Genomic DNA, 23,662 nt, shown 5'->3' with positions numbered 1-23,662 from the left:
GGTCACTCTCCCTGTTTGCGGAACACGAGATCCCGGGTAACAATGATCCTGACCGGATAGCCGGGCCGGATGGTGAGCGTCGGCGTGACCTGCATCTGACGCTGGACGATCTGCTGGCCGACCTCGCCGATGGTGTCCTGCGCGCCGTCGCGGATGGCGCGGACCAGCCGGTCCTCGTCGTCACTGGCAAGTTCCGTGCCGATCGCCAGCAGGGTCGCGAGTCCGGCGGCCTTGAAGACCTCGCCCCAGTGATAGTCGACGCCATCCTCCAGCCCGGCATAACCGGCGCCATCTGCCCCTGGCAGACGCTCCAGCACCAGCGAGGATCCGTCGGGGAAGATCAGCCGGTTCCAGACCAGCAACACCCGGCGCAGGCCGGTGCCGACGCCGGCATCGTATTCGCCGATGATACGGGTGCCCTGCGGGATCATGAGCAGGGAACCGGTCGGGCTGTCATAGACGTTTTCGGTGACCTGGGCGGTGATTTGGCCCGGCAGATCGGAGCGGATGCCGGTGATCAGCGCCGCCGGAATCACCGATCCGGCCTGCAGGATGAATGGAGAGGCCGGTGCAGCGATGCGGTCGACTGCCACGGTCTGGCGATCCACCGGTCCGTTCAGGAACGCCGTCCGCGGATCCTGCGCGCCGGCCTGGCCACCGAGGTCGAGACCGGCAAGGCCGGCCATGGCCGCGCCCGCCTTTGACCCTGTTCGCGGCCCGGACTGGAAGAAGACGTTGCTCAGCCGTGCGGCTTCTTCCTCGGCGCGGCGCCGTTCCTCGTCGGGATCGACCGCAGCTGGCGCCGCGATGATGGGCGGGACCACTGGCTGGCCCCGGTTCTGCGCATCGAGGACCGGTCCTCCCAGATCGCCGGGCAGCGGCGGTCCGAGGATCGGGCCGGTATAGTCGCGCGGGAGGGAGGCCAGACCATCGGCGGTGGCGCGGTTCTCGATGGAATAGAGCTCCTCGCTGCCCGTGCCGGTATCGCGGGTCTGGAGTGCATAGATCAGGGCGCCACCGATGCCGAAAAGCGCGACTGCACCCACTCCGGCCAGAACCTTGCGCGACAGGCGGCTGACGCGCGGCGGCTCGGCACGCAGCCGCATCGGCGAGGCGGCCTTGGATGCCGGATTGCCCCCGCTCATGACGGCACCTTCCCGCTGGCCGCTGTCTCCGGCACTGCCCCTTCAACTGTTGGGGCCTTGGGCTCGACGGTCTTCGGCTCGACGCGCAGGATCCGCACCACCTGCTGGCGCCCGCCGCTGCCGAGGCGCAGTTCGGCCGCGCCGAAGAGCCGATCGACGATCAGGATATTGCCATGCACACGGCTGTTGACGATCTGCGGTTCGCCATCCGGGCCGAGCACGAAGATCGGCGGCATCTCGCCCTGCACGATACCGCGGGGGAAGACGACATAGACGCGTCGGCCGTCGTCGAAGACCGAGACCGGCCGCCATGGCGGGCTCGTGCCCTCGATCTGCAATCCGTAGCGGTAGTTCCGCGCGGCTGCGGCGGGGATGACGGGCGCGGCTGCAACGGCCTGCCGCCTCGCGCCGGGCTGGACCGGGTAGGACCAGGCCACGGCGGGCATATAGGCCGCTTCCTGCGCCCTCAGTTCGATCAGATAGCTACGCCGGTCGGTGGTAACCACGAGATTGGTCGCGATGTCAGACCGGGTCGGCTTCACGAGAATATGGACCCTGGCCGCAGCGCCACTGCCGCTTTCGGTATCGCCGATGATCCAGCGCGCGGTGTCGCCGGCGGCGATGGGACCGGCGCCGGTCAGGCTCTCGCCCGGTTCCAGCGCGATATCGGTGATCTGCCCGGGGGCGGCATAGACCTGATAGAGGGCGCCTTCCGAGAAGGGATAGATCTGGATGGCATTGTAATAGCCCTCGCGGCGCGGCTCGACCCTTGCGGCGGCATTGGCATTGCCGACCCGCGCCGGGGCGGTGTCTGCGGCAGCTCCGCCGCGCGCGACCGTCCAGCCCGGCGGGGTGTGCAGCGGCTTCGGCGAGGTCTCCGCCGCTACGCTCTGCGCGGCAGGCAAAGCCGGGACATCGGCATCATAGTCGAACTCCGGTACGGCTTTCCCTGAGCAACCGGAGATCAGCGCGGTGCCGATCAGCAGGGCTGCGAGGGATAGAGAGGTCGTGCGCCGTGAAAAGCTGCGGCGCGTTACGATGCAGGCGGTGGTCATTGACTCATCTCCCGCGACCAGCTGATGGCGTTGACATAGATGCCGAGCGGATTGGCCCGCAGCCGCTCGGCGTCGCGGGGCGCCTGAATCACGATAGTCAGAATCGCAGTCCAGCGCTCGGTGGCGCCCAGTTGGCCACTCTCGTAATGCTTCTCGGTCCAGGCCACCCGGAAGCTGTCCGGCGAGGCGCGGATGACGGAGGAGACCTCGACGGCGATCTGGGCGCGCCCGACCTTTGCGAAGGGATCGTTCTCGCGGGCATGATCGTTCAGCGCCGCCGCTCCGCGATCCGTGGTCCAGTCATAGGCCCTGAGCCAGTTCTGACGCACGATGATCGGATCGGCCGGTATCGCACGGACCTGCTCGATGAAGCGGCCGAGATGGAAAGCGATCTGCGGATCGGAGGGGCGGTAGTCCGCCACGGCCGGCGCGACGGTCTGCGCCTGGCCGAGATTATCGACCTGCACCACCCATGGCACGACGGTGCCACGCGCCGATTGCCAGACCAGTGCGGTGGCGAAGCCTGCCGAGAGGATCAGCGAGCCAAAGGCCATGTATCGCCAGTTCTTCGCCTGCACCCGGGCAGAGCCGACGCGCTCGTCCCAGACCTGGGCGGCCTTCTGATAGGGGGTCTCGGGTTCCGGTGTCTTGCCGTAATGGGGGGCGGCCCGTCTGAAGATGTTCATCTGCGATCGCTTTCGGATAGGGAAACGGAAGCTCCGCCGCCCCGGCTGTCGCCGGCGCGGATGGTATGGGCGGCCATTCCGGCGGAGCGGGTGATGCCCGAACCATGCTGCAGGCGCTGCGCCCAGCCGGGTGTGGAAGAGGCACCGCCCGGCGATCCGGCGGCGCCATTCCCGGAACCGCCCGATGCACCGCCGATTGCGCCTTGCGTGGTCGTTCCGCCGGTGCCGGTGAAGGCGGTCTTCACGCCGGAACTGTGGCTGGCCTTGATGCTGGCGGCGGCACGGCGCAGCGGAGAGAGAGCGGCGACACCTGCGGCCTTGCCGATCCCGGCAGCGCCCGCGGCGATCCCGGCCCCACCGGACTGACCTGCCGAGTTAAGTGTATAGGCAGCCGAGGCGGCGCCTGCCGTCGCGGCTCCACCTCGCACCGCTGCCGCGCCACCCTTCGCGGCCATCATGGTCCCGCCACCGGCGGCCACCAGCGCAGCGCCTCCGGCGAGGCCGGTGCCGACGGCGGCACCGGCGCCGAGTTGCGGCCCGCCCGAGACCAGGCCCGAGGCGATGCCCGGCCCGAAGATGCCGAGGCCGAGCAGCGAAAGGGCGGCGAGGACGATGGCCATGGCGTCATCGACGGTCGGGGCGACGCCGCCGAAGCCTGCGGTGAACTGGCCGAACAGGGTCGAGCCGATGCCGATGATGACGGCGAGGACCAGGACCTTGATGCCGGAGGAGACGACATTGCCGAGCACCCGCTCGGCCATGAAGGCGGTTTGTCCGAAGAGGCCGAAGGGGATCAGCACGAAGCCCGCCAGCGTGGTCAGCTTGAACTCGATCAGGGTGACGAAGAGCTGCACGGCGAGGATGAAGAAGGCGAGCAGCACCAGAACCCAGGCGAAGAGCAGGCAGGCGATCTGGATGAAGTTCTCGAAGAAGGAGACGAAACCCATCAGATCGGAGATCGACTCCAGCAACGGTCGCCCGGCATCGAGGCCGGTCTGGGCGACCCGACCGGGGCGCAGGAGGTCTGCGGTGGAAAAGCCGGTGCCCGAGGCCATCAGGCCAAGGCCGGCAAAGCTGTCGAAGACGATCTGTGCGAGGCTGTTCCAGTTCCCGATCAGATACGCGAAGACGCCGACGAAGAGGGTCTTCTTCACCAGCCGGGCCAGGATGTCGTCATCGGCGCCCCAGGACCAGAAGAGCGCGGCGAGGGTCACGTCGATCACGATCAGGGTCGAGGCGATGAAGGCGACCTCGCCGCCGAGCAACCCGAAGCCGGAGTCGATATAGCTGGTGAATATGCCGAGAAAGCTGTCGATGACCCCGGTGCCGCCCATGTCTCAGCGTCCTTCCACAGAGGTGGCCGAAGCGTCCGGGACGTTTGGCGCGGCCGTCTGCGCTCGTTCCCTGCCCAGAAAGCGGTCACGGCTCTGCGCCCATGCCGCGCGGCAGCTGTCATCTTCCAGCGCCGCATTGCCCAGTTGCTGGCAGCGCCGCAGATCCTGCCGCAGCGGATCTTCCGAGGTCCGAGCCTCCAGCACGGCCCTGACCACAGGACCCTCTGCCTCGCGGATCAGCGAGACAAGGGCAGCGGTCAGCGCGACCGCCGCCAGCATGATCGCCACGATCCGGGCGCCGGTCTTGCCTTCCATCCCCTGCCTCCTTCCCGGCCAGCGCTGCGCCCGTACCGTCAGTTGCCGTTGAACATGCGGGCATTGCCGGGCTGGTAGCCCGCGCCCGGGGTGAGAAAGCGCTCGCGCTGCACTCGGCCCTGCTCGGCGGCGGTGGCGCGTTCAGCCTCGGAGAGCGCGTCGGCGCGGCCGTTGGCGGCGATCACCGCGATCAGGTCGGAAAGCTGCTGCGATTGCAGCGCCAGAAGCTGGTTCCCGGCCTGGGTGGCCTGCAACGCCCCCTCGGCGCCCTGGCTCTCGCCGACCAGCGCCGCCATCTCGGCGCGGTTGCTGTCGATATTGCCGACGACCCCGGCCTGCACCTTCAGCGCATCCTGCAACCCGCCGACGGTGTTCTGCCAGCGGGTGCGGGCGTCCGCGACCATCTGGGTCTCGGTCGCCGAGAGCGAGACCGCGCCATATTCGCTCTGGAAGGCCTGATCGATCTGGCCGACCTCGAAGGCGAGGTTTTGCGCCTGCGCGAGCAGAGCCTGCGTCTGCGCCACATTGGCCTGCAGGGTCTGGAGGGCGGAATAGGGCAGGCTTGCGAGGTTGTGGGCCTGATTGATCAGCATCTGCGCCTCGTTCTGCAGCGAGCGGATCTGGTTGTTGATCTGCTCCAGCGTCCGCGCGGCGGTCAGCACGTTCTGCGCGTAGTTGCTCGGGTCGTAGACGATCCGCCAGGCGTGGGCTGGCGATGTGACGAAGGCTGTTCCCACCACCGTTGCGGCGAGGCAGGAACCGGCCAGCAGCAGCGCGGTCAGGGGGCGGCGGGTCATTCGGGGAAAGGTCATGGCGCGATCTCCTTGTCGCTGATTGTGTCGTAAGCGGCGAAGTCATCACCGGGATCAGCAGGGTTCGGGGCTGGCGCGGTGGCGGCATCCGCAGCAGCACCATTCCCTCTTCCCGACCCTTCCCCCTCGGCCTCGGGCACGAGGATCGTCAGGTCCGGGATCAGATCGGCCGCCCAGCCCACGCCGCGTGCTCGCAGCCAGGCGTCGAGGAATCCCTCGCGGCCATGTGCGGCGAGGATCTCGCCGATCAGCGCCTGATCGGACTTTGAGGAGGCGGCGCAGAGCGCGAGCCCGACCTCGCTGAGACCCAGCTCGAACAGCCGGTTGCCGCGGCGGGACTGGCAGTAATAGTCGCGCTTCGGTGTGGCCCGGGCGAGGATCTCGATCTGGCGGTCATTCAATCCGAAGCGCCGATAAATCTCGGTAATCTGCGGCTCGATGGCGCGCTCGTTGGGCAGAAGAAGTCGGGTCGGGCAGGACTCGATAATCGCAGGCGCAATGGCGGAATTGTCGATGTCCGACAGCGACTGCGTGGCGAAAATCACCGAGGCGTTCTTCTTCCTCAGCGTCTTAAGCCATTCGCGGAGCTGCCCGGCGAAGCCCTCATCGTCCAGCGCCAGCCAGCCCTCGTCGATGATCAGCAGTGTTGGCCGCCCGTCGAGCCGGTCGCCGATGCGGTGGAAGAGGTAGGAGAGAACTGCCGGTGCGGCGGCGGTGCCGACCAGCCCCTCGATCTCGAAGGCCTGCACCGAGGCGGTGCCGAGATGTTCCGCCTCGGCATCAAGCAGGCGACCGGAGGCGCCGCCGATGCAGTAGGGCCGCAGCGCCTGCTTCAGATCGTTCGATTGCAGCAGTACCGAAAGCCCGGTGATGGTGCGCTCGGCAACCGGGGCCGAGGCCAGCGAGGTCAGCGCCGTCCAGAGATATTCCCGGACCTCGGGCGTGATGCCCACGCCCTCGCGAGCAAGAATCGCTGCGATCCAGTCGGCGGCCCAGGCCCGCTCGCTGGTCTCATGGGTCCGTGCCAGCGGCTGCAGGGCGACGGAGGCCTCGTCGCCCTCGGTCAGGCTGCCGCCGAGATCATGCCAGTCGCCGCCCATGGCAAGGGCGGCCGCCCGGATCGAGCCTCCGAAATCGAAGGCGAAGATCTGGCTCCGCGCATAGCGGCGGAACTGCAGCGCCATCAGCGCGAGCAAGACGGATTTGCCCGCCCCGGTCGGGCCGACGACCAGCGTATGCCCGACATCGCCGACATGCAGCGAGAAGCGGAACGGGGTGGAACCTTCCGTGCGGCCATAAAGAAGCGGAGGCCCGCCCAGGTGTTCGTCCCGTTCCGCGCCCGCCCACACCGCCGAAAGCGGGATCATATGGGCGAGGTTCAGCGTCGAGACCGGCGGCTGGCGGACATTGGCATAGGCATGTCCGGGCAGGCTCCCGAGCCAGGCATCGACGGCATTGACGGTCTCGGTCATTGCGGTGAAATCGCGGCCCTGGATCACCTTCTCGACCAGCCGCAGCTTCTCGTCGGCCCGGCGCGGGTCGCTGTCCTGCACCACGATGGTCGCGGTGACCCAGGCCATGCCGGCGACATCGTCGCCGAGTTCCTGCAGCGCCAGATCGGCATCCAGCGCCTTGTTGGCGGCATCGGTATCGACCAGAGCCGATTGCTCGTTGGTCATCACCTCCTTCAGGATGGCGGCGATGGATTTGCGCTTGGCGAACCACTGGCGGCGGATCTTGGTGACCATCTTAGTGGCATCGACCTTGTCCATCAGGATGGCGCGGGTCGACCAGCGATAGGGAAAGGCGAGACGGTTCAGATCGTCGAGGATCCCGGGCGTGGTCGCGGTCGGAAAGCCGGTGATGGTCAGCACCCGCAGATGCCGGTCGCCGAGGCGCGGCTCCAGCCCGCCGGTCAGCGGCTGATCGGCGAGCAGCGCATCGAGATGCATCGGCACCTCGGGCACGCAGACGCGGTGCCGGTTCGTCGAGATGGTGGAATGCAGATATGTGAGCACCTCCGCATCGTCGAGCCAGCGGCATTCGGGCATGAAGCCGTCCAGCAGCGCCAGCACGCGCTCGGTGCGATCTAGAAAGCCGCGCAGCAGTTCCCGGGGATTCACGCCCGAGGTCTCGCGCCCCTCGTAGAGCCAGCTCTCGGCCCGTGCGGCCTCTTCGGCGGGCGGCAGCCAGAGGAAGGTCAGGAAATATTCCGAGACGAAATGGCTGTCGTTCGGCCGGGGATCGTCCCCCCGGGACGATCCCTGATCGGCCTCACCCTCGAATTCCGCGCGCCGCTCGGCGTCGACCAGAGCGGAAGCGGGATCGGGGAAGCGACTGTCGGGATAGGCGGAGGACGGGCTGCGCTGCGCCTCGACGAAGATCGCCCAGCCGGAGCCGAGGCGTCGGAAGGCGTTGTTCAGCCGTCCGGCGACCGCGACCAGTTCGGCGGCGACGGCGGACTCCAGATCCGGCCCCCGGAAGCTGGCGCTGCGCTGGAAGCTGCCATCCTTGTTCAGCACCACGCCGGGCGCGATCAGCGCGGCCCAGGGCAGGTAATCCGCCAGCCGGGCGGCACTGCGGCGATATTCCGAGAGGTTCATCATGGTGGGGCCTCAGATGTCGAGATGGCCGGGCAGGCGCAGATGCCTGCGCCCGACCTCGGCAAAGAGCGGATCGCGCTTCGCCGCCCAGACCGCCGCGAAATGACCGACGGCCCAGATCAGGATGCCGCCGAGCCAGAGCTGCAGCCCGAGGCCGACGGCTCCTGCGAGGGTGCCGTTCAGGATGGCGATGGAGCGCGGCGCGCCGCCGAGCAGGATCTGCTCGGTCAGCGCCCGGTGGACCGGGACGGAAAACCCCGGCACGGTGTCGAGTTGCTCCAGCTTCTGCCAATCGCTACCGCTCATGGCGTTCCTCCCTGGAAACTCTCCAACGGAGAGTTTCCTGTCCCTGCGGGCCAACGGTCGTCACCATCAGATCAGCGCCCCGCCGCCGAAGCTGAAGAAGCTCAGGAAGAAGCTCGACGCCGCGAAGGCGATGGAGATGCCGAAGACGATCTGGATCAGTCGGCGGAAACCGCCGCCGGTATCGCCGAAGGCCAGCGTCAGCCCGGTGACGATGATGATGATCACCGCGACGATCTTGGCCACCGGACCTTCGACCGATTGCAGGATCGACTGCAGCGGCGCTTCCCAGGGCATGGAGGAGCCTGCGGCATGGGCTGCGGGGGCCAGCAGGAGGCTGACATAGCCGAAGGTCGCGGCACAGGCGATGTGACGGCGGATAGTAAAGGCATGACTAATCATGCGGGATCTCCCTGTTCGTGGTGGAGGTTGCGGGTGGAAAATCTGTCGCGGTGACCCGGTAGTCGCCGTCCGGCCCCAGGCCGTCGACGCGGGCAAGTTCGACAAGGCGGCGGTTGCTGCCGCGCCCGGCGAGGACGGCGACCAGATCGATGGTTTCGGCGATCAGGGCGCGTGGCACGGTGACGACTGCCTCCTGGATCAGTTGCTCAAGCCTGCGCAGCGCGCCGATCCCCGATCCGGCATGGATGGTGCCGATCCCGCCGGGATGGCCGGTGCCCCAAGCCTTCAGGAGGTCGAGCGCCTCGGCGCCGCGTACCTCGCCGATGGGGATACGGTCGGGGCGCAGGCGCAGCGACGAGCGCACCAGATCGGAAAGCGTGGCGACGCCGTCCTTCGTGCGCATGGCGACGAGGTTCTGGGCCGCGCATTGCAACTCGCGGGTGTCTTCGATGATGATGACCCGGTCCGAGGTTTTGGCGACCTCGGCCAGCAGCGCATTGGTCAGCGTGGTCTTGCCGGTCGAGGTGCCGCCCGCGACGAGGATATTGGCGCGGGTCGCAACACCCAGCCGCAGCGCCTCGGCCTGCATCCGGGTCATGATCCCGGCGTTAACGTAATCGTCCAGCGTGAAGACCGCGACAGCGGGCTTGCGGATCGCAAAAGAGGCGGCGTTAACCACTGGGGGCAACAGCCCCTCGAACCGTTCACCCGTCTCGGGCAGTTCGGCGGAGACGCACGGGGACCGGGCATGGACCTCGGCGCCGACATGATGCGCGACCAGCCGGACGATGCGCTCGCCATCCTCGGGCGACAGGCGCTCGCCAGTGTCGGCCAGACCTTCGGACAGCCGGTCGATCCAGATCCGCCCATCCGGGTTCAGCATCACCTCGATGACGCCCGGATCCTGCAAATACGCGGAAATGGCAGGCCCGAGCGCGCTCCGGAGCATCCGTGCTCCACGTTGCCTGCTTGCCTCAATGCTGCCTGAGCCTGCCATCCCGTCCCCGTTCTGCCGGGGAGGAGCATGAAGGTCCCCGGATGGGGACGACTAAGGAAGCGTCATGTCAGCGGTCCGCAACAGGCTTCAGGGCGTAGTAGGGCCATGGCGTGCAGATACAGGAAAACGGCGGGATGACATTTCGTCATGCGATTACGCGGCCCTGACGAGGTCAAGGAATCCCCGAACTGACATCAGCCAGTTTTGCTGGTCTGTGTGATATGTGGCGTGAATGCTTTGTGGCAAGACGAGCTGCAGCGCCTGCGCCTGCATTTCGCCGGTCTGTGCCCGGGAGATGGACGGTTCGAGCGTTAGCAGATGCTTGGCCGTGATGCGTTCTGCCTCTGCCAGCACCTGTCGCCACCGATCCTTGCAGGTGGTCTTGACTGCCAGCATACGAAGTTTGTCGGTCGGGAAGGTGGGATCTGCATACTCAGCTTCACCTGGAAACAGGAAATCGGCCGCATTTCTCTTTTCGGTGGTGGCCTCTCGCTTGTATCGGACATTCCATTTGGTCAGCAGCGCCTCGACATGATGCGCAAAAGCATAACCGGCGCGGGATTTGCGCCTGTTCTGCACGCTCAGTGAGAAGGACAGAAATCCGTCGACATCTGCCTGTTCCCCGTCCAGAAAGCCTTCCTTGAGCCGTTCCGCCACGATGATACGCTCCAGATGCCGGAACAGGGCTTCCTCATGCTCCATCCAGGCGACAAGGGCTGCGTCGGGATCGGCCAGCGGGTCGACGCCTTTAACAGACTTACGCGCAAAAGCCGAGAAGGCAGCAGTGCCGGGAAAAGCCGCACCAAATCGCCCGACGAGCTGGTCAAGCGCATCAGGTTCCGGTTCTTCAGCCTCAATGCCAAGCTCATCAAGGATAAACTTGGCGGCAAGGTCGATACCGCGACCGCCGTCCTCACCGATATCACGCTGGCTGAGGGCGTAGTCATCCGTCAGTTGCAACCCGAAGAGCCACAGCAGTTTCTGCTCGGCAGAGCTGCCGTAAGGACACAGGATTGCAAGCACTTTCCGCTCTGAGGTCATACAGAGAAACAGCGTATCGCCCGCTTGCGCCCGGTGGACGACACTTTCAGCAGCTGCCGGATAGTAAAGACGGTATTCCGGCGCGCGATGTAGTTGCGCCTTGCGGCTGTTGTACCATGTCCCGGTCAGTTCAAGCCGGAGGGGTGCCTCCTGCTCGTCATCCATCCAGATATAGGTGACCGGGATTCTCTCCCGTTCCGCCGGTGTTCCGACAAATGCCCGGAACACATCGACGCCCTGGAACTCATGTCCCCGGGATACGGCAGGATCCACCTCTGTGCCGCGTAAGACCTTTGCGCCGGCTCCAACGAAATATCCTGAAAGATAACCTTTGCCCGCCACGTCAACCCTGCCCTTCATTTCCGGCGGAATCCCGTCCGCGCAGCTCGAGAACCGGATCGTCAGAGGAGAGCCACAGGCTGACTCTGTCAATCACCTCTTCATCCGGCCACCGCAGCTTTCCCTTCAGCGCGCATTCCCAGATAAGGGACACCCGCCAGCCCGCTGCCCGCAAGGCGGTAATATTTGCTGTGTCACGGGCAACATTTCCGGCGATCTTCCGGCGCCAGAACTCTTCCCGGGTTGCTGGCCAGCGAAACAGATAGCAGTTATGTCCATGCCAGAAGCAGCCGTTGACCTGCAGGACGGCCCGGTATTTCGGCAATACCAGATCCGGACGACCGGGCAGCGTCTTCTCGTGCAGCCGAAACCGGAAGCCACGCGCATGCAGGCCCTTCCGCAGCAGCATTTCGGGCTTCGTGTTGGTCCCGCGGATCGCCGCCATATTACGGCTGCGGGTGGCACTGTTGTGGACGTCAGCCAACTTTTCGCGCGCGCAATCCGGCATCGGACATGACGGTCAGGACATGTGGCAGCATAATCTTTGCGACTTCCGCGAAAACCGGAACAGCGACCGAATTGCCAAACTGTTTGTATGCCTGCGTGTCGGAGACCGGGATGCGGAAGCTGTCATCGTAACCCATCAGGCGGGCGCATTCCCGTGGCGTCAGCCGACGTGGGTTTTCTCCCGTGCCCCTGCTGACGAGGATCTCCGAGCCGTCCTTATAATAGCGCGCCGAAAGCGTGCGGGCGATGTCATCCGGGCCGACCAGACCGAATCCAAAGCCATTTCCCCTGGCGCGGTGCTTGGCCGCGTAGTCCTGCAGGTATTGCCAGAGCTTGTCGGTGAGCGTGTATTTCGCGCTGACTTCTGCGTCGGGTCCGATGGTAAAATGCCCCTCCGGCGCCTCCGTTCCATCTTCCGGGTGGAGAATCGAGCGCAGGCGTCTGGCACCGTAGGCCGGCAGATGCAGATCATCGAAGCTGAAGGGGACCGGATCACGAAAGCCGACGATGACGATCCGTTCGCGATGCTGCGGAACAAAGTGGCCCGCATCGATGATCCGCGTGTGGATCGAGTAGCCCAGCTCTTCCTCCAGCTTCCTCCGGATCACGCTGAACGTCCGCCCCTTGTCGTGGCTCCGCAGGTTCTTCACGTTCTCCAGCAGGAAGGCTGCCGGGCGGTGATGCTTCAGGATACGCAGGACGTCGAAGAACAGCGTGCCCTGGGTTTCATCCTGAAACCCATGCAACCGTCCGAGCGCGTTCTTCTTTGAGACACCAGCGATCGAGAAGGGCTGGCAGGGAAAGCCCGCGACCAGAACATCGTGATCGGGCACATCTGCGGCCCCGACCTCGCGGATGTCGCCGGCGATGGGCCGGTTGTCCGGATAGTTCGCCAGATAGGTTTTCTGAGCATAACCGTCCCATTCGGAGGTGAACACGCAACGCCCTCCCGCACTTTCCATTGCGCGCCGCAGCCCGCCGATACCGGCAAAGAGGTCGATGAAGGTAAAAGCGGCGTCCTTTGCCGGACGGGCATGGCTTTCCGCCTCCGTCTGCAGAACCCGGATTACCGCCTCGCGCGGGGTTTCCTCGCCACGTTTCCAGCGATAGATATGGCCTTCGGAGTAGCCCAGCTTTTTCGATGCTTCGGCAACCGACCACCCTGCCCGCTGCAGGAGGCTGTCGAAATCTGTCTGCATTCTGCTCTCCACTGTCCGCACACCATCGGGGAATTTTTTTGACACTATGTCTGCATGTCGCCCCTCCTGCAAGAACATAGTGGAAACCTGATGAAGTATTCCGCTTGTGCCCTTGCGCCCCCCTCGCCGTTGCCGATGATATGGCACGAATTTCAGGGCAAGCGCAGGCTGCCGTCGGTGAGTCAGGGCTATGCAGACACCTCTTGGAGAACTTGCCGGGCTGGACCTCTCGGATCACGATCTCTGTCAGCGCATTCTTGCCCTCGACAAACACCGGCTCGCCGAAGGCCTCGTTGTCGAAAGCCTCTTCGATCAGTATCTGGACGCGTTCCCCCGGAAGGATGAAGAGGTACCGGTACTGATCGATGCCGATACGGCAATCGCCAGGAATCCGGGTCGTGATGTCTCTTATGCCTTCGTATGGGATCGCGGCAGCGCGAAGGGGCTGGGTCGATATCTTCGGGCGCTTGGATCCAGGTATTCTGCCTGGCTGGTCCGGTTCGACGAAATCATGCACGACTTCGTTGCCGCCAGAACAGAGGAAGGGCGGCGTGCATCGGACTGGTCGCCTCTGCACGACATTGCGAGATCCCTCTCAGGGCTGCAGACGGCGCGTGATGTCGGTGTCGACCGGTCGGTCCGGGACACAAGGCGTATCAACCAGAGCTTCTGGGGGTATCTCTCGGCGCACTATGGAAATGACCTGGGGCGGCGGGTCGTTCTGCCACGGCTGTTCATGAATTTCGGCATTCAGCCATGGTTCAGGTATGTCTGGAATATTGACAGGATATACCTTCAGGGCGATCAGCTCTGGCATCTGGAGATCAAGCACAAATATCCGATGCAGGGGAACCCGCTTACCTTTGGCCTGAATGACGGAGAGCTTCGGCTGATCGGGGATCTTGCCCGTTGTGGCCTGCGCTCGCTGCACACGATCATCGTCAAACCGCGCTGGAATAAGGAAACCAGTTCAATGCTTCTGACGAATGATATGTCGGCGCGGGCAGCGGCGGCAGTTATCGGTCGGGAGATCAGCGCAGAAGATGCGCGCCAGGCGCTGTCACAACGTGCCGGACTGTCAGGTGCGGACACCTCGTTTAGCGGCCGCAGTTCACTGGTATACCGATCTTTGCCTGCCTCGGGCTTTTCGTCTTTCGGGACGCTGGGCATGCCTTATATCGAGGTCGCCGGGCGAATCGACGATTTCATGCGTGGCAGGCAGACAGAGCGGGTGACGGACGGGTGGTTGCGAGCCCTCCGACAGGACGTCTGACCTTCAGGCGCTCCGGGGCTTATGCCTGCATTGCAGCAACCGGGAAAATGTGGTTGCCGCTTAATCATCGGTCTCGTTGGTGGAAGTCGGCCCCACGTCCTCCGGGATCTCCCGCAGGAAGCTGCGTCCGGACTGCAACTGCCTTCCAAGGGTGGTGACGAACCCATCGAAGCGCTCCCGCCCCTTGGCTTGGGCCGCCGCGTATCCTTCCGTCGGGACCGGCGGTGTGACGGTCAGCCAGAAGCGGACAAAGAGGCCGAGGGTCTCCGCCGATATGCTGAGGTCGCGCTCGATCCGGGCGACCTGCCGCGACAGCCGGTCGAGCCGCCGGGTCAGGGCGGCTTCCTGCATCTGGGCCGTGTCGGGCGAAAGGAAGGATTCCAGCGCCGCCTCGACCACCGAGGATCGCGAGACGCGCTTGCGGTCGGCCAGTTCGGTGACGCGGGAGATCAGCCCTACCGGCAGCGAGGCATTGAGACGATCACGCATATCCGGTCCTTTCAGATATCCATGCCGTTGTCCGGGGTGAGGGACGCCCGCCGGGCGACACCTGCCACCTGCCGGCGCATCGCTTGGCGCTGGCGCGCGACATCCTCCTGATCGTCGCCGAGCAGGTTGCGGAATTCGTCCTCGGGCGCGGGTTCCTTTCTCTCATGGACGATCTCGACATGCTCGGGCAGCTCCGGTTCCCGGCGCAGGCTGGCATTGGCCTTGTCTTCCTCCTTTTTCGCTGAGGGCTCTGCAGACGCGGCATCCGGCTCCAGCGGGGCCAGCGACGACCAGTCGTCGGGCCGCGTCGAGGCGGCGATCTTCGCGGGATCCGGCGGCGGCAGGATGCGCTCGTTCAGCCGCGCATCCTCGAAATACCGCGCCTTCTTCGCCCGGATCGGCGCGGTGCCAGCCACCATCACGATCTCCTCGTCGGGCGGCAGCTGCATGATCTCGCCGGGGGTGAGAAGCTGACGCGCGGTCTCGGAGCGTGAGACCATGATATGGCCGAGCCATGGCGCGAGGCGGCTGCCGGCATAGTTCTGCATCGCCTTCATCTCGGTGGCGGTGCCGAGGGCGTCGGAGACGCGCTTGGCGGTGCGTTCGTCATTGGTGGCGAAGCTGACCCGGACATGGCAGTTGTCGAGGATGGCGTTGTTCTGGCCATAGGCCTTCTCGATCTGGTTCAGCGATTGCGCGATCAGGAAGCTCTTGATGCCGTAGCCCGCCATGAAGGCCAGGGCGGACTCGAAGAAGTCGAGACGCCCGAGGGCTGGAAACTCGTCGAGCAGCATCAGCACGCGGTGCCGCCGCTTCTCGCTGTGCAGATCCTCGGTCAGGCGGCGGCCGATCTGGTTCAGCACCAGCCGGATCAGCGGCTTGGTGCGCGAGATGTCTGAAGGTGGCACCACCAGGTAAAGCGTCGAGGGTCGTTCCTCCGCGATCAGATCCTCGATGCGCCAGTCGCAGCGCGAGGTGACGGTGGCGACGACAGGATCGCGGTAGAGCCCCAGAAACGACATTGCGGTCGATAACACGCCCGAGCGTTCGTTGTCGGATTTGTTCAAAAGCTCCCGGGCCGTCGAGGCAACAACGGGATGCGGACCCGCCTCGCCGAGATGGCTGGTGCCCATCATCGCGTCGAGCGTCGCCTCGATGGTGCGGCGCGGGTCGGAAAGGAAGGCGGCAACGCCTGCCAGGGTCTTGTCCTTCTCGGCATAGAGCACATGCAGGATCGCGCCGACCAACAGGGAATGGGAGGTCTTTTCCCAATGGTTGCGCTTTTCCAGCGAGCCTTCGGGATCAACCAGCACATCGGCGACATTCTGGACGTCGCGCACCTCCCATTCGCCGCGCCGCACTTCCAGCAGCGGGTTGTAGGCCGCCGATTGGGCATTGGTCGGATCGAAGAGCAGCACCCTTCCGTGCCGCGCGCGGAATCCCGCGGTGAGCTGCCAGTTCTCGCCCTTGATGTCATGGACGATGGCCGAGCCGGGCCAGGTCAGCAGCGAGGGCACCACGAGACCGACGCCCTTTCCGGAGCGGGTCGGCGCGAAGCAGAGCACATGCTCCGGCCCGTCATGGCGCAGATAGTCCTGGTCGTATTTCCCGAGCACCACGCCATCGGGGCCGAGGAGGCCAGCCTTTTCGATCTCTTCCCGCCCCGCCCATCGGGCCGAGCCATAGGTGTCGATATCGGCGGCCTCACGGGCGCGCATCACCGACATGGTGATGGCAATGCCGATGGCGAGGAAGCCGCCCGATGCGGCGATGATCCCGCCCTCGGCAAATATCCGCGGCGCATAGGCGTCGTAGAAGTACCACCACCAGAAAATCGCCGGGGGATAATAGACCGGCCAGCCCATCAGTTCGAACCAGGCGGGGCCGAGCTGGGGCTGGAAGCCAAAGCGCCAGGCGACCCATTGGGTGCCGGACCAGACCGAGATCAGCACGATCAGGAAGACGATGCCGATCTGGCCCCAGAGGATTTTCGTGCCGGACATGGGAGGTTCCTTTCATCAGAGGCCGAGGTCGCGCTTGCGCCCCAGCGACCAGTCGATGCCGCCGCCGGGCGTCGCGACGCCGGTGATATGCTGGCCGAGCTTGTGGTCGATCTCACGCGACCAGGGCACGAGTTGGAAGCCGCGCCCGCCATCGGGGCCGATCCCCTCGATCATCGCGAAACGGCCTGAGGTGAGGGTGAGCTGGCGGCGCAGCGTGCCCGACACATACTCCCCGGCCTGCGCCTTCACCTGCGGAAGACCAGTCTCGGTTGCGAGTTCCGCACCCACCGCATCCAGTTCCCGGCGGCGCAGGGTGTTCAGGAGATTGCGCTGCAGGACGATGCGCTGCCCCTCGCGCCGGGCCAGCCCTTCTTCGGCGAGATGTTCAGCGCGGGCGTCCATCGCCTTGCGGACCTCTTTGCCGAAACCGGCAGCGGCCAGCGGCATGGGCTCGCGCTCGACCAGCCTGTGATCGAGCCAGGTCGCGCCCGACGCCGTGATCTGGGCCTGCAGATTGAGGTCAGAGCGGTTGGCCAGCACTAGGGTCGGGCGCGCATCGTCCGGCCCGCCGAACCGACGGAGCTCGACGATGCCGCCAGGAGGGGGCGCGTCCTGAAAGGCCTCGATCCCGCCAAGGCGTATATGATGCGCGCGGCCATCGGTGCCGTCGATCACCGCGTAAGCTTCGCCGGTCAGCTCATCATGAAGGCCTTTGTCGACCAGTCGCCCGATGAGCGGACGTGCCGCACTCTCTCCACCGATCACGAAATCGGCGAATCCTCGATCCTCGCCCCGGCTGGCGAAAGCCCGGTGCATGGTTTTGATGATATCGCCGCGCTGGCCGAGATCGCGCAGCACCTGCTCGGCGCCCTCGGCCATCACCCATTCGCCCGGCGCAAGTTCCGTGGCGAGTTCCATCTTCCGCAGATGCTGCAGGCGGCCGACCATGAGGCGGCGCAGTTCGGGATCGGACGGGCCTTTCACCTCGGGGCGCAGATCGACCAGACCGGAATCATCGGCATGGAAACGGATCTCGCGGTCGATACGGGTCCAGCGCTCAGACGTCACCTCGCGGGCAAGGACGGAGCGGATCTCGTGCTCCTGTTTCGGGCCGAGCTCGATTCCGACCAAGTCCTCGGCCCGGGAGCGCAGCCCATGGCTGATATAGTCGCGGGCGATGACGAGATCGGCGCCGGTCTGATCGACGCCGCGCACCAGCAGGTGGACATGCGGATTGTCGGTATTCCAGTGATCGACGGCGACCCAGTCGAGCCTGGTGCCGAGGTCCGCCTCCATCTGCCGGACCAGATCGCGGGTGAAGCCCTTCAGGTCCTCCATCTCGCGCGCATCCTCGGGCGAGATGATGAAGCGGAAATGATGCCGATCATTCTCGCAGCGCCGGGCGAAAGCCAGATCGTCGGCATGATCGGTATCGGCGCCGAACATGATGCCCTTCTCGCCGTCGCGGCTGACACCCTCGCGTCGGAGATAGGCAAGATGCGAGGCCATCGGCGCCGAGCGGAAGGAATTGCCCTTGTGGCGGACGATCCGCGCCTTAGCCACGACGCGGCGCGTGGGGGTGAACAGACGCGAACGCGCGAACTTGCCACTGCCCCGGCCGAAGGTAGAGCGGCCGATACCGGTGGATCTGCCGCCGGAACCGGAAGCACGCTTCCCGGCGAGTTTGGCCCCCGGCGCTGCCGTATGCCCGGCCTTCTGGGCGGCGCGCAGCACCTGACTGACGAAGCTCTTTGCCCGTGGCGCACGGCTCTGGCGTGGCTTGCCGGGGCGGATGCGGAAATCTGGATCGCGGTCGCTCATTGCGGGCACCCACAATGGAGGAAAGCCGCACCTGCCACATCGGAGGCCTGATATCCCTGCCGAATATCGTGCAATCCGCACGCGACCGACCCGCCTGCCACACGAAAACCGAGCCGTATCAGCGGCTTGCGATGCGTGTGGCAGGTGCTTTTACCTTGCCCTCCTTCTGTCGCGTGCATCCCTCTCGCACGCTCTTCCGCCTTTCCTTCCCGGCACTTCGCCATGCTGCGCAATCCTGCGATTCTGGTCATGGCGCATCTCCGGAGGAGGATCGGGATACGAACAACTCGTCCGCAGGCGCGAGTGCATGCGGATGGGCCGGGATCGCGGGAGCGGAATGCCCGTCATTCGGGATGCGTCCATGCTGCAGGTCGGTTGCGGAATCCGCGCCCTCGGCGATGCGGCCGATTTGCGGATCCCGCGCGGAATTGTTGCGATCCGTCGATCCCACAAAGATCGAGGCTTCGCGCCAATTGGTGACCCGGGGAGCCGCAATCGCCGGGCGCGACAGAGAGCCATCGTCCACCAGCCTCGGCGCCAATGTCGCGACATAGGCGCGGGTCTCGGCCGGCAAGGTCCGGCCAGAGATCAGGTAGTCGTCGTAGCGCCCGGGTCCGGCATTGTAGGCGGCAAGCATCGCGCCGACAGTGCCGTAGCGGTCCAGCATCTCGCGCAGATAGGCGGTGCCGCCGAGGATGTTGTCGCGCGGCGCGAAAGGATCGTCGCCGAGACCATGGCGGCTGCGCAGCGCGGCCCATGTCTCCGGCATGATCTGCATCAGGCCCATCGCACCGGCGCGGGAGACCGCCGTGCTGTCGCCTGCGCTTTCGACCTGCATCACGGCACGGATCCAGTGCTCCGGAATGTCGAAGCGCCGTGCGGCCTCGGCCACGTGAACAGCAATCTGATCGAGGATCGCGCGCTGTTCGGCTGTCCTCTCCTGAGCTGTTACCGGCAGTGCGAATGGCAGGGCCAGCAGCAGGCCGGAAAGAGGAAGAAGTGCATGGCGCCGGGCAGCACGCAGCCGCCCGGAGAGCATAATCACTGCATGGAATGGGCGCCGGGATTGCATTGGGTCAATCTCTGCCATCGCGTTTGGGCGGACGGTTCCAGTGCAGCGACCATGAGGTCGCGTCGCTGCCGTTCTGAAACAGGTTGGCGCGGATCGGATGCAACAGGATCGGATCGTCGATCAGCACCGACAGATACTCGCCTGCCTTTTCGCCGGTGCGCGTCCAGGCCGCGCCGATCTCGGGACCGTCAGCGTCAGTGCCGAGATGGACGCGGTGGTCCGGGGCATTCTCGGCATCGCTGTGCTCTGCAGGCACGATGACGAGCTCATGGTCGAGCGTGAGCGTGCGGATGCGCCCGGCAAAGCCGGTTTCATCGCGGGTGAATTCGCCGATCTGGGGCATGGTCTGGTCCTTTCCGTTGCGGTTTGAGGGATGGTTCAGTGCGATGGTGGCGCGACTTCCGCACCGGCGGAGCGGCAGGCCGAATGCGCATCATCGGTCCAGAGCGGGATCGCGCGGCCGATGACGGACTGCGCGGGCAGGGGGCCGAAATAGCGCCCGTCCAGGCTGTCGCGGACCCCGTCGTTCAGCAGGAAAACTTCGCCCGGTCCGACGATCCGGCAGCCCTGCCAGACCGGAAGATTGCGCCCGAGCCTGTCCTGTGGCAGCGCCTCGGCGACCTCGGCCTCGTCGATGGTGATCGTGCTTCCCGAACGGCAGACCCGCTGACCCGCCAGGGCGGCGACATGCTTCAGCAACGGCACCCCGACTGCGGTATAGCCGCGTTCCGTAATGAAACCCGCCAGCGGTTCCGGCGGATCGATGGCAACCAGATCGCCGACAGCCAGGCTGCCGACCGGCTGTAGGACGTAGAGTCCAAGCGGCACGCTGGCCGAGGCGTTCCAGATCAGCCGGGGCGTGATCCCGGTGACGGAAATGCCGCCGATCAGCAGCGCCGCAAGACCGGTGACCGCGAGATATCGCAAGCGTGGCGCACGGTTCATGACGCGCCCCCGTGATCCTCTGGATCACCGGCGGCTGTATGGCCGCCAGCACCGGCGTCAACGCTGTCTGCGTTGTCGGAATGCCTGACGCCTGCCGCGAGATCACCCGGCGATGTGCCGCCCATCACCACATTCAGCGCGGCCTCGGTGCGCAGGATGGCGCGGCCGATGGCCTCGGGGATCTGCGGCAGAACCGCGTCGCCGAAGGCCTCGACGATCAGGCTTGCCGCAGATGTCCCTTTGCGAGAGCCGAGCGCAATGCGCGTGCGAGCCAGCCAGGCGGAAAGCCCATCATCCAGCCGTAGGTGATCGGCAAGGCCGCCGTTCCAGTCAGCCCATGGCTCCGCAGCATCGCCGCCAGCGCCCGCGCTCCGGCCCATTTGTCCGTCGCCCGGTCCGTCATTGCGCCATCCATCGCTTTGGCCATCACCGCGTCCATCGTCGGCGATTTCCGGCGGTCGTAGGCCGGGCTCCAGCGGTCCATGCGGCTGTCGCGCTTCGTCGGGGTGGGGAGGATTTCCGCCGCATGACGCAGCAGGTTCGGCGTGTCGATCTGCGCCTTCGCGCCGTTCTGACGCCTGCCGGTCTCGATCTCCCGCGCGCTCAGCCTGCGGCCGCCATTCGGCTTCACCGGCGTCGGCATCATGCCCGCATGGCGGCTGTTGTGCCCCTGCAACTGGCTCAGCACATCGCCCCGTCCACCCCGATCCGCATCCGTCTTCCGTGGCGTCGTGAGGATCATTCGCAGCGGATATGTCGACTCCGCTCCACCGCCCGCGCCGTCCTTCATCCCGTCCGAGGCCATCGGCGTCGGCAAGGGGTGGCTGCGGAACAGATCGTAGAGGCCCGATGCCTTCATCGCCCGCCGCGCCCCCGATCCGCCCTCCAGACGGATGCCACCCTGCTGGGATTGCGAGACGGGTGTCGGCAAGCTGCCCGGGATCGCAGCCGATGAGCCAGGACCGCTTGCGGACATGGTTGGCGCCGATATCCGCAGCACCCACCACGCATGGCCAGCAGGCGTAGTCGAGCACGTCCAGCTCGCCGAGCAGCCGGTCCGCGCCGCGAGTTCTGAGATTAGCGCTGTTTTCAAAAGCGAACCAGCGAGGGCGGCACTCGCTGACCAGCCGGATGGCCTCCAGGTAGAGGCCGGAGCGTTCGCCCTCGATCCCTTTGCCTTTGGTATTGGCGCTTGAGATGTCCTGGCAGGGCGGCGATCCGACGATGATGTTGGGCAGGGTTCCAAGGTCGGAAACAAGTCGAGCTGCCGTGAGGTCGCGGATATCTTCGTAAAGTCTGACATGGGGATTGTTCTCCGCGTAGAGGATGCGGCGCCATTCGATGATCTCGCAGGCGGCGATGGTAATGAACCCGGCGCGGTGCAGGCCGAGCGACCAGCCTCCTGCAGCGGCACTGAAGAGGTCGAGCGCGCGCATCATGGCAGGATGTCCCGGCGCTTGAGCCAGGCCGCGTGCTGCGCCTTCGTATAGCTGCAGAAGGGCTGGTCGGCCGCGAGGCGGTTATGGATATGCCGCCAATGCTCGGGCGAGACAGTGCAGGGATCGATCTTCAGCGCCTCGATGGCGTCGATTGCCTGCAACACGCGCTCGACCTTCGGCCAGCCGACGGCGCTTAGCAGGATCTCAGCGCCGGGGCGGATGAAGGGCAGGGTCTGGAACGGCTCTGCGCGGGTGACGGCGCGCAGGATGTCGAGGTTTGAGGCCACGGTGCCGTAATCGTTCCCGGCCCAGCGGACCAGCGCGAAGATGCTGCCGGGCGCAAAGCCGACAATCCGGCGGCTGCGGTCGATCCGCGCATCATGGCAGAAGCGACCGAAGCGCAGCCAGCGCTCGTTCTTCTTTTGCTGCCAGATCAGCTCCACCAGCGTGAGGGCAGGAGGCTCCGCGCCTGTGGTATCGTGATGCGCGGTGCTCATTCCTCGCCTCCTTCCGCAGCCGGAAAGGGCGAAAAATGATGCGAGATCCCGGCGGCCGGGCGGTGGTTGTCGTTTTTCCAGGTTTCGTGAATCGAACCGTCAGAAGAATCTCGCTTTTCCAATGGATTGGCAGAGGGCGACTGGTTCCATGTTTGTGAATCGGGCTCGTGGTAATCCGGGATTGCGTACTGGTTGCTGTGCAGATCTTGCGCCACCTGATCGTCGCTGATCGAGTGGTCCGGCTTGGAAACCAAGGGGTTCTGGGCAGTATTCGGTTCCGGGATCGCGAACCCAGTTCGCGTATCATGGAGCGAGTTCATGAAACCTCGCCCCGGTTCGCGAAACCTGGCACCCCGACAGTGGTTGTCCCCATCGCCCGCCGCTCTACAAAAGTTAGAGTCTTTTAAGTTATATAAGTTAAGGGGCGGAATCGTCGTTTCCGGCCATAGGCTTAGCTGGGGGTTCTGCGTGTGATATCCCGAATGGGCTGCGTGTGATCTCCCGAAGCCCGTTGCGTGCGATATCCCGAAGGCATCCACAGAATGATCCCCCGTTTCTGTGGGTAAGTTCAGCGGCAGGATGCGCAGGAATTCACGGCCGCCTTCCCGTTCGGGCAGGAGCCTATAGCCGGGGATTGACTGCCGGGCGGCGATGCGGCGGATCTGCAGAGCGAAATCCGATACCCGTGCGAGGCTGCCGGATTTCTCATGCAGATGCGGGATGTCGAAGATCCAGCCCTGCGGCTGCCGCCCGGCATGTTTGCGGGCCACGCGGTAGAGCCAGCGCTCTATGCCACCCTTCAGCCGGAAATAGGCCGGGTCGATGGCGAGGACCAGCGAGCGGTCGATGACGCCGCGATAGAACCAGTCCGGCAGAACCAGTTCCATGCCGTCGCTGCGGCCATCGTGGCGCGACAGTTCCTCCCATTCGTTGATCCAGGAGAACTGATGGCGGCGCCAGTTCTCGCCATGGCGGATGGTGGTGCGGATGACCGTGGATTGCAGCCGGGCGAGCGATGCCCGCAGCAGCCGGTAATCGCTGGCGCCAGACTCGCGGCCGATGGCGGTCAGCAACTGGTAGGGCGTGAAGCGCAGGAAACGGGAGGTCCGGAGCCCGCAATTCTCGGCCTCGACTATCTGGCTTGCGGCCCAGATCAGGACATCGGCATCCCAGATCGTCGCCATGCCGTGTTCGGGCACGGCGAGAACCTCGACCTGAACATCCCCGGCGGCATAGCGGATCGGGATGGTGCGGCGGCTCTTGGCGAGGGAGAAGAACGGGCGCTCCATCAGGTCGCGCTGATCGCGCGGGCTGGCATCGCCGGTGGCGATCACGAAAGGATCGAGGCGGGCGCGTTCGGAGCCGGGCAGGGGGCGGCGGGACAT

General features: G+C 65.4%; 23 protein-coding genes. 1 reads left to right on the top strand and 22 read right to left on the bottom strand.

All coding sequences use genetic code 11. The features are described from left to right. Window positions 1-2: 2 nt before the first annotated feature. From F8A10_RS15490 to dcm, 13 genes are all read right to left on the bottom strand, one after another. Entirely contained in the window at window positions 3-1,145 is a 1,143-nt protein-coding gene (locus F8A10_RS15490) for a TrbI/VirB10 family protein (protein WP_227493452.1), read from the bottom strand. Next, a complete protein-coding gene (gene trbG / locus F8A10_RS15485) occupies window positions 1,142-2,200 on the bottom strand; it encodes a P-type conjugative transfer protein TrbG (RefSeq protein WP_152367821.1) in 1,059 nt (352 codons plus the stop codon). Before trbG ends, F8A10_RS15490 begins: the two co-directional genes overlap by 4 nt. Then, window positions 2,197-2,886 (bottom strand): conjugal transfer protein TrbF, encoded by a 690-nt coding sequence (gene trbF / locus F8A10_RS15480; RefSeq protein WP_152367820.1) that lies wholly within the window; start codon window positions 2,884-2,886, stop codon window positions 2,197-2,199. The genes trbG and trbF overlap by 4 nt, the downstream gene beginning before the upstream one ends. After that, a complete protein-coding gene (gene trbL, locus F8A10_RS15475; RefSeq protein WP_152367819.1) occupies window positions 2,883-4,220 on the bottom strand; it encodes a P-type conjugative transfer protein TrbL in 1,338 nt (445 codons plus the stop codon). The genes trbF and trbL overlap by 4 nt, the downstream gene beginning before the upstream one ends. A 3-nt stretch (window positions 4,221-4,223) precedes the next feature. Continuing rightward, window positions 4,224-4,535, bottom strand: a complete 312-nt coding sequence (gene trbK-alt / locus F8A10_RS15470) for a putative entry exclusion protein TrbK-alt (RefSeq protein WP_152367818.1) — start codon at window positions 4,533-4,535, stop codon at window positions 4,224-4,226. A 38-nt stretch (window positions 4,536-4,573) separates the two neighbouring features. Continuing rightward, a complete protein-coding gene (gene trbJ / locus F8A10_RS15465) occupies window positions 4,574-5,347 on the bottom strand; it encodes a P-type conjugative transfer protein TrbJ (protein ID WP_152367817.1) in 774 nt (257 codons plus the stop codon). Next, window positions 5,344-7,953 carry a conjugal transfer protein TrbE gene (gene trbE / locus F8A10_RS15460; protein ID WP_152367816.1) on the bottom strand — a complete coding sequence of 870 codons (2,610 nt, stop codon included), beginning with the start codon at window positions 7,951-7,953 and terminating at the stop codon, window positions 5,344-5,346. The genes trbJ and trbE overlap by 4 nt, the downstream gene beginning before the upstream one ends. 9 nt (window positions 7,954-7,962) lie before the next feature. Beyond that, window positions 7,963-8,256, bottom strand: a complete 294-nt coding sequence (locus F8A10_RS15455) for a VirB3 family type IV secretion system protein (protein ID WP_152367815.1) — start codon at window positions 8,254-8,256, stop codon at window positions 7,963-7,965. A gap of 66 nt (window positions 8,257-8,322) precedes the next feature. Next, the gene (locus F8A10_RS15450) at window positions 8,323-8,655 is read right to left on the bottom strand and encodes a TrbC/VirB2 family protein (RefSeq protein WP_152367814.1); all 333 of its coding nucleotides are present in this window, start codon (window positions 8,653-8,655) and stop codon (window positions 8,323-8,325) included. Next, window positions 8,648-9,604 (bottom strand): P-type conjugative transfer ATPase TrbB, encoded by a 957-nt coding sequence (trbB, locus tag F8A10_RS15445; protein WP_264675561.1) that lies wholly within the window; start codon window positions 9,602-9,604, stop codon window positions 8,648-8,650. Before trbB ends, F8A10_RS15450 begins: the two co-directional genes overlap by 8 nt. Before the next feature lie 201 nt (window positions 9,605-9,805). Next, entirely contained in the window at window positions 9,806-11,053 is a 1,248-nt protein-coding gene (locus tag F8A10_RS15440; protein WP_227493451.1) for a type II restriction endonuclease, read from the bottom strand. After that, on the bottom strand, window positions 11,037-11,477 hold the full coding sequence (locus tag F8A10_RS15435) for a very short patch repair endonuclease (RefSeq protein WP_271179454.1): 441 nt from the start codon (window positions 11,475-11,477) through the stop codon (window positions 11,037-11,039). Before F8A10_RS15435 ends, F8A10_RS15440 begins: the two co-directional genes overlap by 17 nt. A 31-nt stretch (window positions 11,478-11,508) precedes the next feature. Continuing rightward, window positions 11,509-12,816, bottom strand: coding sequence for a DNA (cytosine-5-)-methyltransferase (gene dcm, locus F8A10_RS15430; protein ID WP_227493450.1), 1,308 nt, complete (start codon window positions 12,814-12,816; stop codon window positions 11,509-11,511). 112 nt (window positions 12,817-12,928) lie between these two features. On the opposite strand from dcm, the gene F8A10_RS15425 reads away from it, so the two are divergent. Further along, the gene (locus tag F8A10_RS15425) at window positions 12,929-14,011 is read left to right on the top strand and encodes a hypothetical protein (protein ID WP_152367810.1); all 1,083 of its coding nucleotides are present in this window, start codon (window positions 12,929-12,931) and stop codon (window positions 14,009-14,011) included. A 60-nt stretch (window positions 14,012-14,071) separates the two neighbouring features. On the opposite strand, the gene F8A10_RS15420 is transcribed toward F8A10_RS15425, so the two are convergent. From F8A10_RS15420 to F8A10_RS15380, 9 genes are all read right to left on the bottom strand, one after another. Beyond that, window positions 14,072-14,500, bottom strand: coding sequence for a ribbon-helix-helix domain-containing protein (locus tag F8A10_RS15420; RefSeq protein WP_152367809.1), 429 nt, complete (start codon window positions 14,498-14,500; stop codon window positions 14,072-14,074). A gap of 11 nt (window positions 14,501-14,511) precedes the next feature. Beyond that, window positions 14,512-16,503 carry a conjugal transfer protein TraG gene (locus tag F8A10_RS15415; RefSeq protein WP_152367808.1) on the bottom strand — a complete coding sequence of 664 codons (1,992 nt, stop codon included), beginning with the start codon at window positions 16,501-16,503 and terminating at the stop codon, window positions 14,512-14,514. Window positions 16,504-16,518: 15 nt separating this feature from the next. After that, window positions 16,519-18,324: a relaxase/mobilization nuclease domain-containing protein gene (locus tag F8A10_RS15410; protein ID WP_152367807.1), complete on the bottom strand. Its 1,806-nt coding sequence runs from the start codon at window positions 18,322-18,324 to the stop codon at window positions 16,519-16,521. A 247-nt stretch (window positions 18,325-18,571) separates the two neighbouring features. Further along, window positions 18,572-19,396, bottom strand: coding sequence for a lytic transglycosylase domain-containing protein (locus F8A10_RS15405; protein ID WP_152367806.1), 825 nt, complete (start codon window positions 19,394-19,396; stop codon window positions 18,572-18,574). A 4-nt stretch (window positions 19,397-19,400) separates the two neighbouring features. Further along, window positions 19,401-19,739 carry a DUF736 domain-containing protein gene (locus F8A10_RS15400; protein ID WP_152367805.1) on the bottom strand — a complete coding sequence of 113 codons (339 nt, stop codon included), beginning with the start codon at window positions 19,737-19,739 and terminating at the stop codon, window positions 19,401-19,403. Between the two features lie 35 nt (window positions 19,740-19,774). Further along, on the bottom strand, window positions 19,775-20,341 hold the full coding sequence (locus tag F8A10_RS15395) for a S26 family signal peptidase (RefSeq protein ID WP_152367804.1): 567 nt from the start codon (window positions 20,339-20,341) through the stop codon (window positions 19,775-19,777). After that, window positions 20,338-21,780, bottom strand: a complete 1,443-nt coding sequence (locus F8A10_RS15390; RefSeq protein ID WP_152367803.1) for a DNA cytosine methyltransferase — start codon at window positions 21,778-21,780, stop codon at window positions 20,338-20,340. Before F8A10_RS15390 ends, F8A10_RS15395 begins: the two co-directional genes overlap by 4 nt. Continuing rightward, the gene (locus tag F8A10_RS15385) at window positions 21,777-22,277 is read right to left on the bottom strand and encodes a DUF2840 domain-containing protein (RefSeq protein WP_152367802.1); all 501 of its coding nucleotides are present in this window, start codon (window positions 22,275-22,277) and stop codon (window positions 21,777-21,779) included. The genes F8A10_RS15390 and F8A10_RS15385 overlap by 4 nt, the downstream gene beginning before the upstream one ends. Further along, complete coding sequence (locus F8A10_RS15380; RefSeq protein WP_152367801.1) at window positions 22,274-23,662, bottom strand: replication initiator protein A; 1,389 nt, start codon at window positions 23,660-23,662, stop codon at window positions 22,274-22,276. Before F8A10_RS15380 ends, F8A10_RS15385 begins: the two co-directional genes overlap by 4 nt.

Source organism: Paracoccus kondratievae (genome assembly GCF_009301415.1).
Taxonomy (GTDB): domain Bacteria; phylum Pseudomonadota; class Alphaproteobacteria; order Rhodobacterales; family Rhodobacteraceae; genus Paracoccus; species Paracoccus kondratievae.
The sequence above is the reverse complement of the archived record's forward strand: the minus strand, read 5'-3'. Positions and strand labels throughout refer to the sequence as shown.

Coding starts and splice junctions, on each gene's coding strand:
- F8A10_RS15450 (WP_152367814.1), bottom strand. CDS start 8,655: ATGATTAGTCATGCCTTTACTATCCGCCGTCACATCGCCTGTGCCGCG.
- F8A10_RS15380 (WP_152367801.1), bottom strand. CDS start 23,662: ATGTCCCGCCGCCCCCTGCCCGGCTCCGAACGCGCCCGCCTCGATCCT.
- trbE (WP_152367816.1), bottom strand. CDS start 7,953: ATGATGAACCTCTCGGAATATCGCCGCAGTGCCGCCCGGCTGGCGGAT.
- F8A10_RS15415 (WP_152367808.1), bottom strand. CDS start 16,503: ATGTCCGGCACGAAAATCCTCTGGGGCCAGATCGGCATCGTCTTCCTG.
- F8A10_RS15425 (WP_152367810.1), top strand. CDS start 12,929: ATGCAGACACCTCTTGGAGAACTTGCCGGGCTGGACCTCTCGGATCAC.
- F8A10_RS15420 (WP_152367809.1), bottom strand. CDS start 14,500: ATGCGTGATCGTCTCAATGCCTCGCTGCCGGTAGGGCTGATCTCCCGC.
- F8A10_RS15435 (WP_271179454.1), bottom strand. CDS start 11,477: ATGGCGGCGATCCGCGGGACCAACACGAAGCCCGAAATGCTGCTGCGG.
- trbJ (WP_152367817.1), bottom strand. CDS start 5,347: ATGACCTTTCCCCGAATGACCCGCCGCCCCCTGACCGCGCTGCTGCTG.
- F8A10_RS15490 (WP_227493452.1), bottom strand. CDS start 1,145: ATGAGCGGGGGCAATCCGGCATCCAAGGCCGCCTCGCCGATGCGGCTG.
- F8A10_RS15400 (WP_152367805.1), bottom strand. CDS start 19,739: ATGCCCCAGATCGGCGAATTCACCCGCGATGAAACCGGCTTTGCCGGG.
- trbG (WP_152367821.1), bottom strand. CDS start 2,200: ATGACCACCGCCTGCATCGTAACGCGCCGCAGCTTTTCACGGCGCACG.
- F8A10_RS15390 (WP_152367803.1), bottom strand. CDS start 21,780: ATGATGCGCGCGCTCGACCTCTTCAGTGCCGCTGCAGGAGGCTGGTCG.
- F8A10_RS15440 (WP_227493451.1), bottom strand. CDS start 11,053: ATGAAGGGCAGGGTTGACGTGGCGGGCAAAGGTTATCTTTCAGGATAT.
- F8A10_RS15410 (WP_152367807.1), bottom strand. CDS start 18,324: ATGAGCGACCGCGATCCAGATTTCCGCATCCGCCCCGGCAAGCCACGC.
- F8A10_RS15455 (WP_152367815.1), bottom strand. CDS start 8,256: ATGAGCGGTAGCGATTGGCAGAAGCTGGAGCAACTCGACACCGTGCCG.
- trbK-alt (WP_152367818.1), bottom strand. CDS start 4,535: ATGGAAGGCAAGACCGGCGCCCGGATCGTGGCGATCATGCTGGCGGCG.
- dcm (WP_227493450.1), bottom strand. CDS start 12,816: ATGTTCTTGCAGGAGGGGCGACATGCAGACATAGTGTCAAAAAAATTC.
- F8A10_RS15385 (WP_152367802.1), bottom strand. CDS start 22,277: ATGAGCACCGCGCATCACGATACCACAGGCGCGGAGCCTCCTGCCCTC.
- F8A10_RS15395 (WP_152367804.1), bottom strand. CDS start 20,341: ATGAACCGTGCGCCACGCTTGCGATATCTCGCGGTCACCGGTCTTGCG.
- F8A10_RS15405 (WP_152367806.1), bottom strand. CDS start 19,396: ATGCAATCCCGGCGCCCATTCCATGCAGTGATTATGCTCTCCGGGCGG.
- trbF (WP_152367820.1), bottom strand. CDS start 2,886: ATGAACATCTTCAGACGGGCCGCCCCCCATTACGGCAAGACACCGGAA.
- trbB (WP_264675561.1), bottom strand. CDS start 9,604: ATGCTCCGGAGCGCGCTCGGGCCTGCCATTTCCGCGTATTTGCAGGAT.
- trbL (WP_152367819.1), bottom strand. CDS start 4,220: ATGGGCGGCACCGGGGTCATCGACAGCTTTCTCGGCATATTCACCAGC.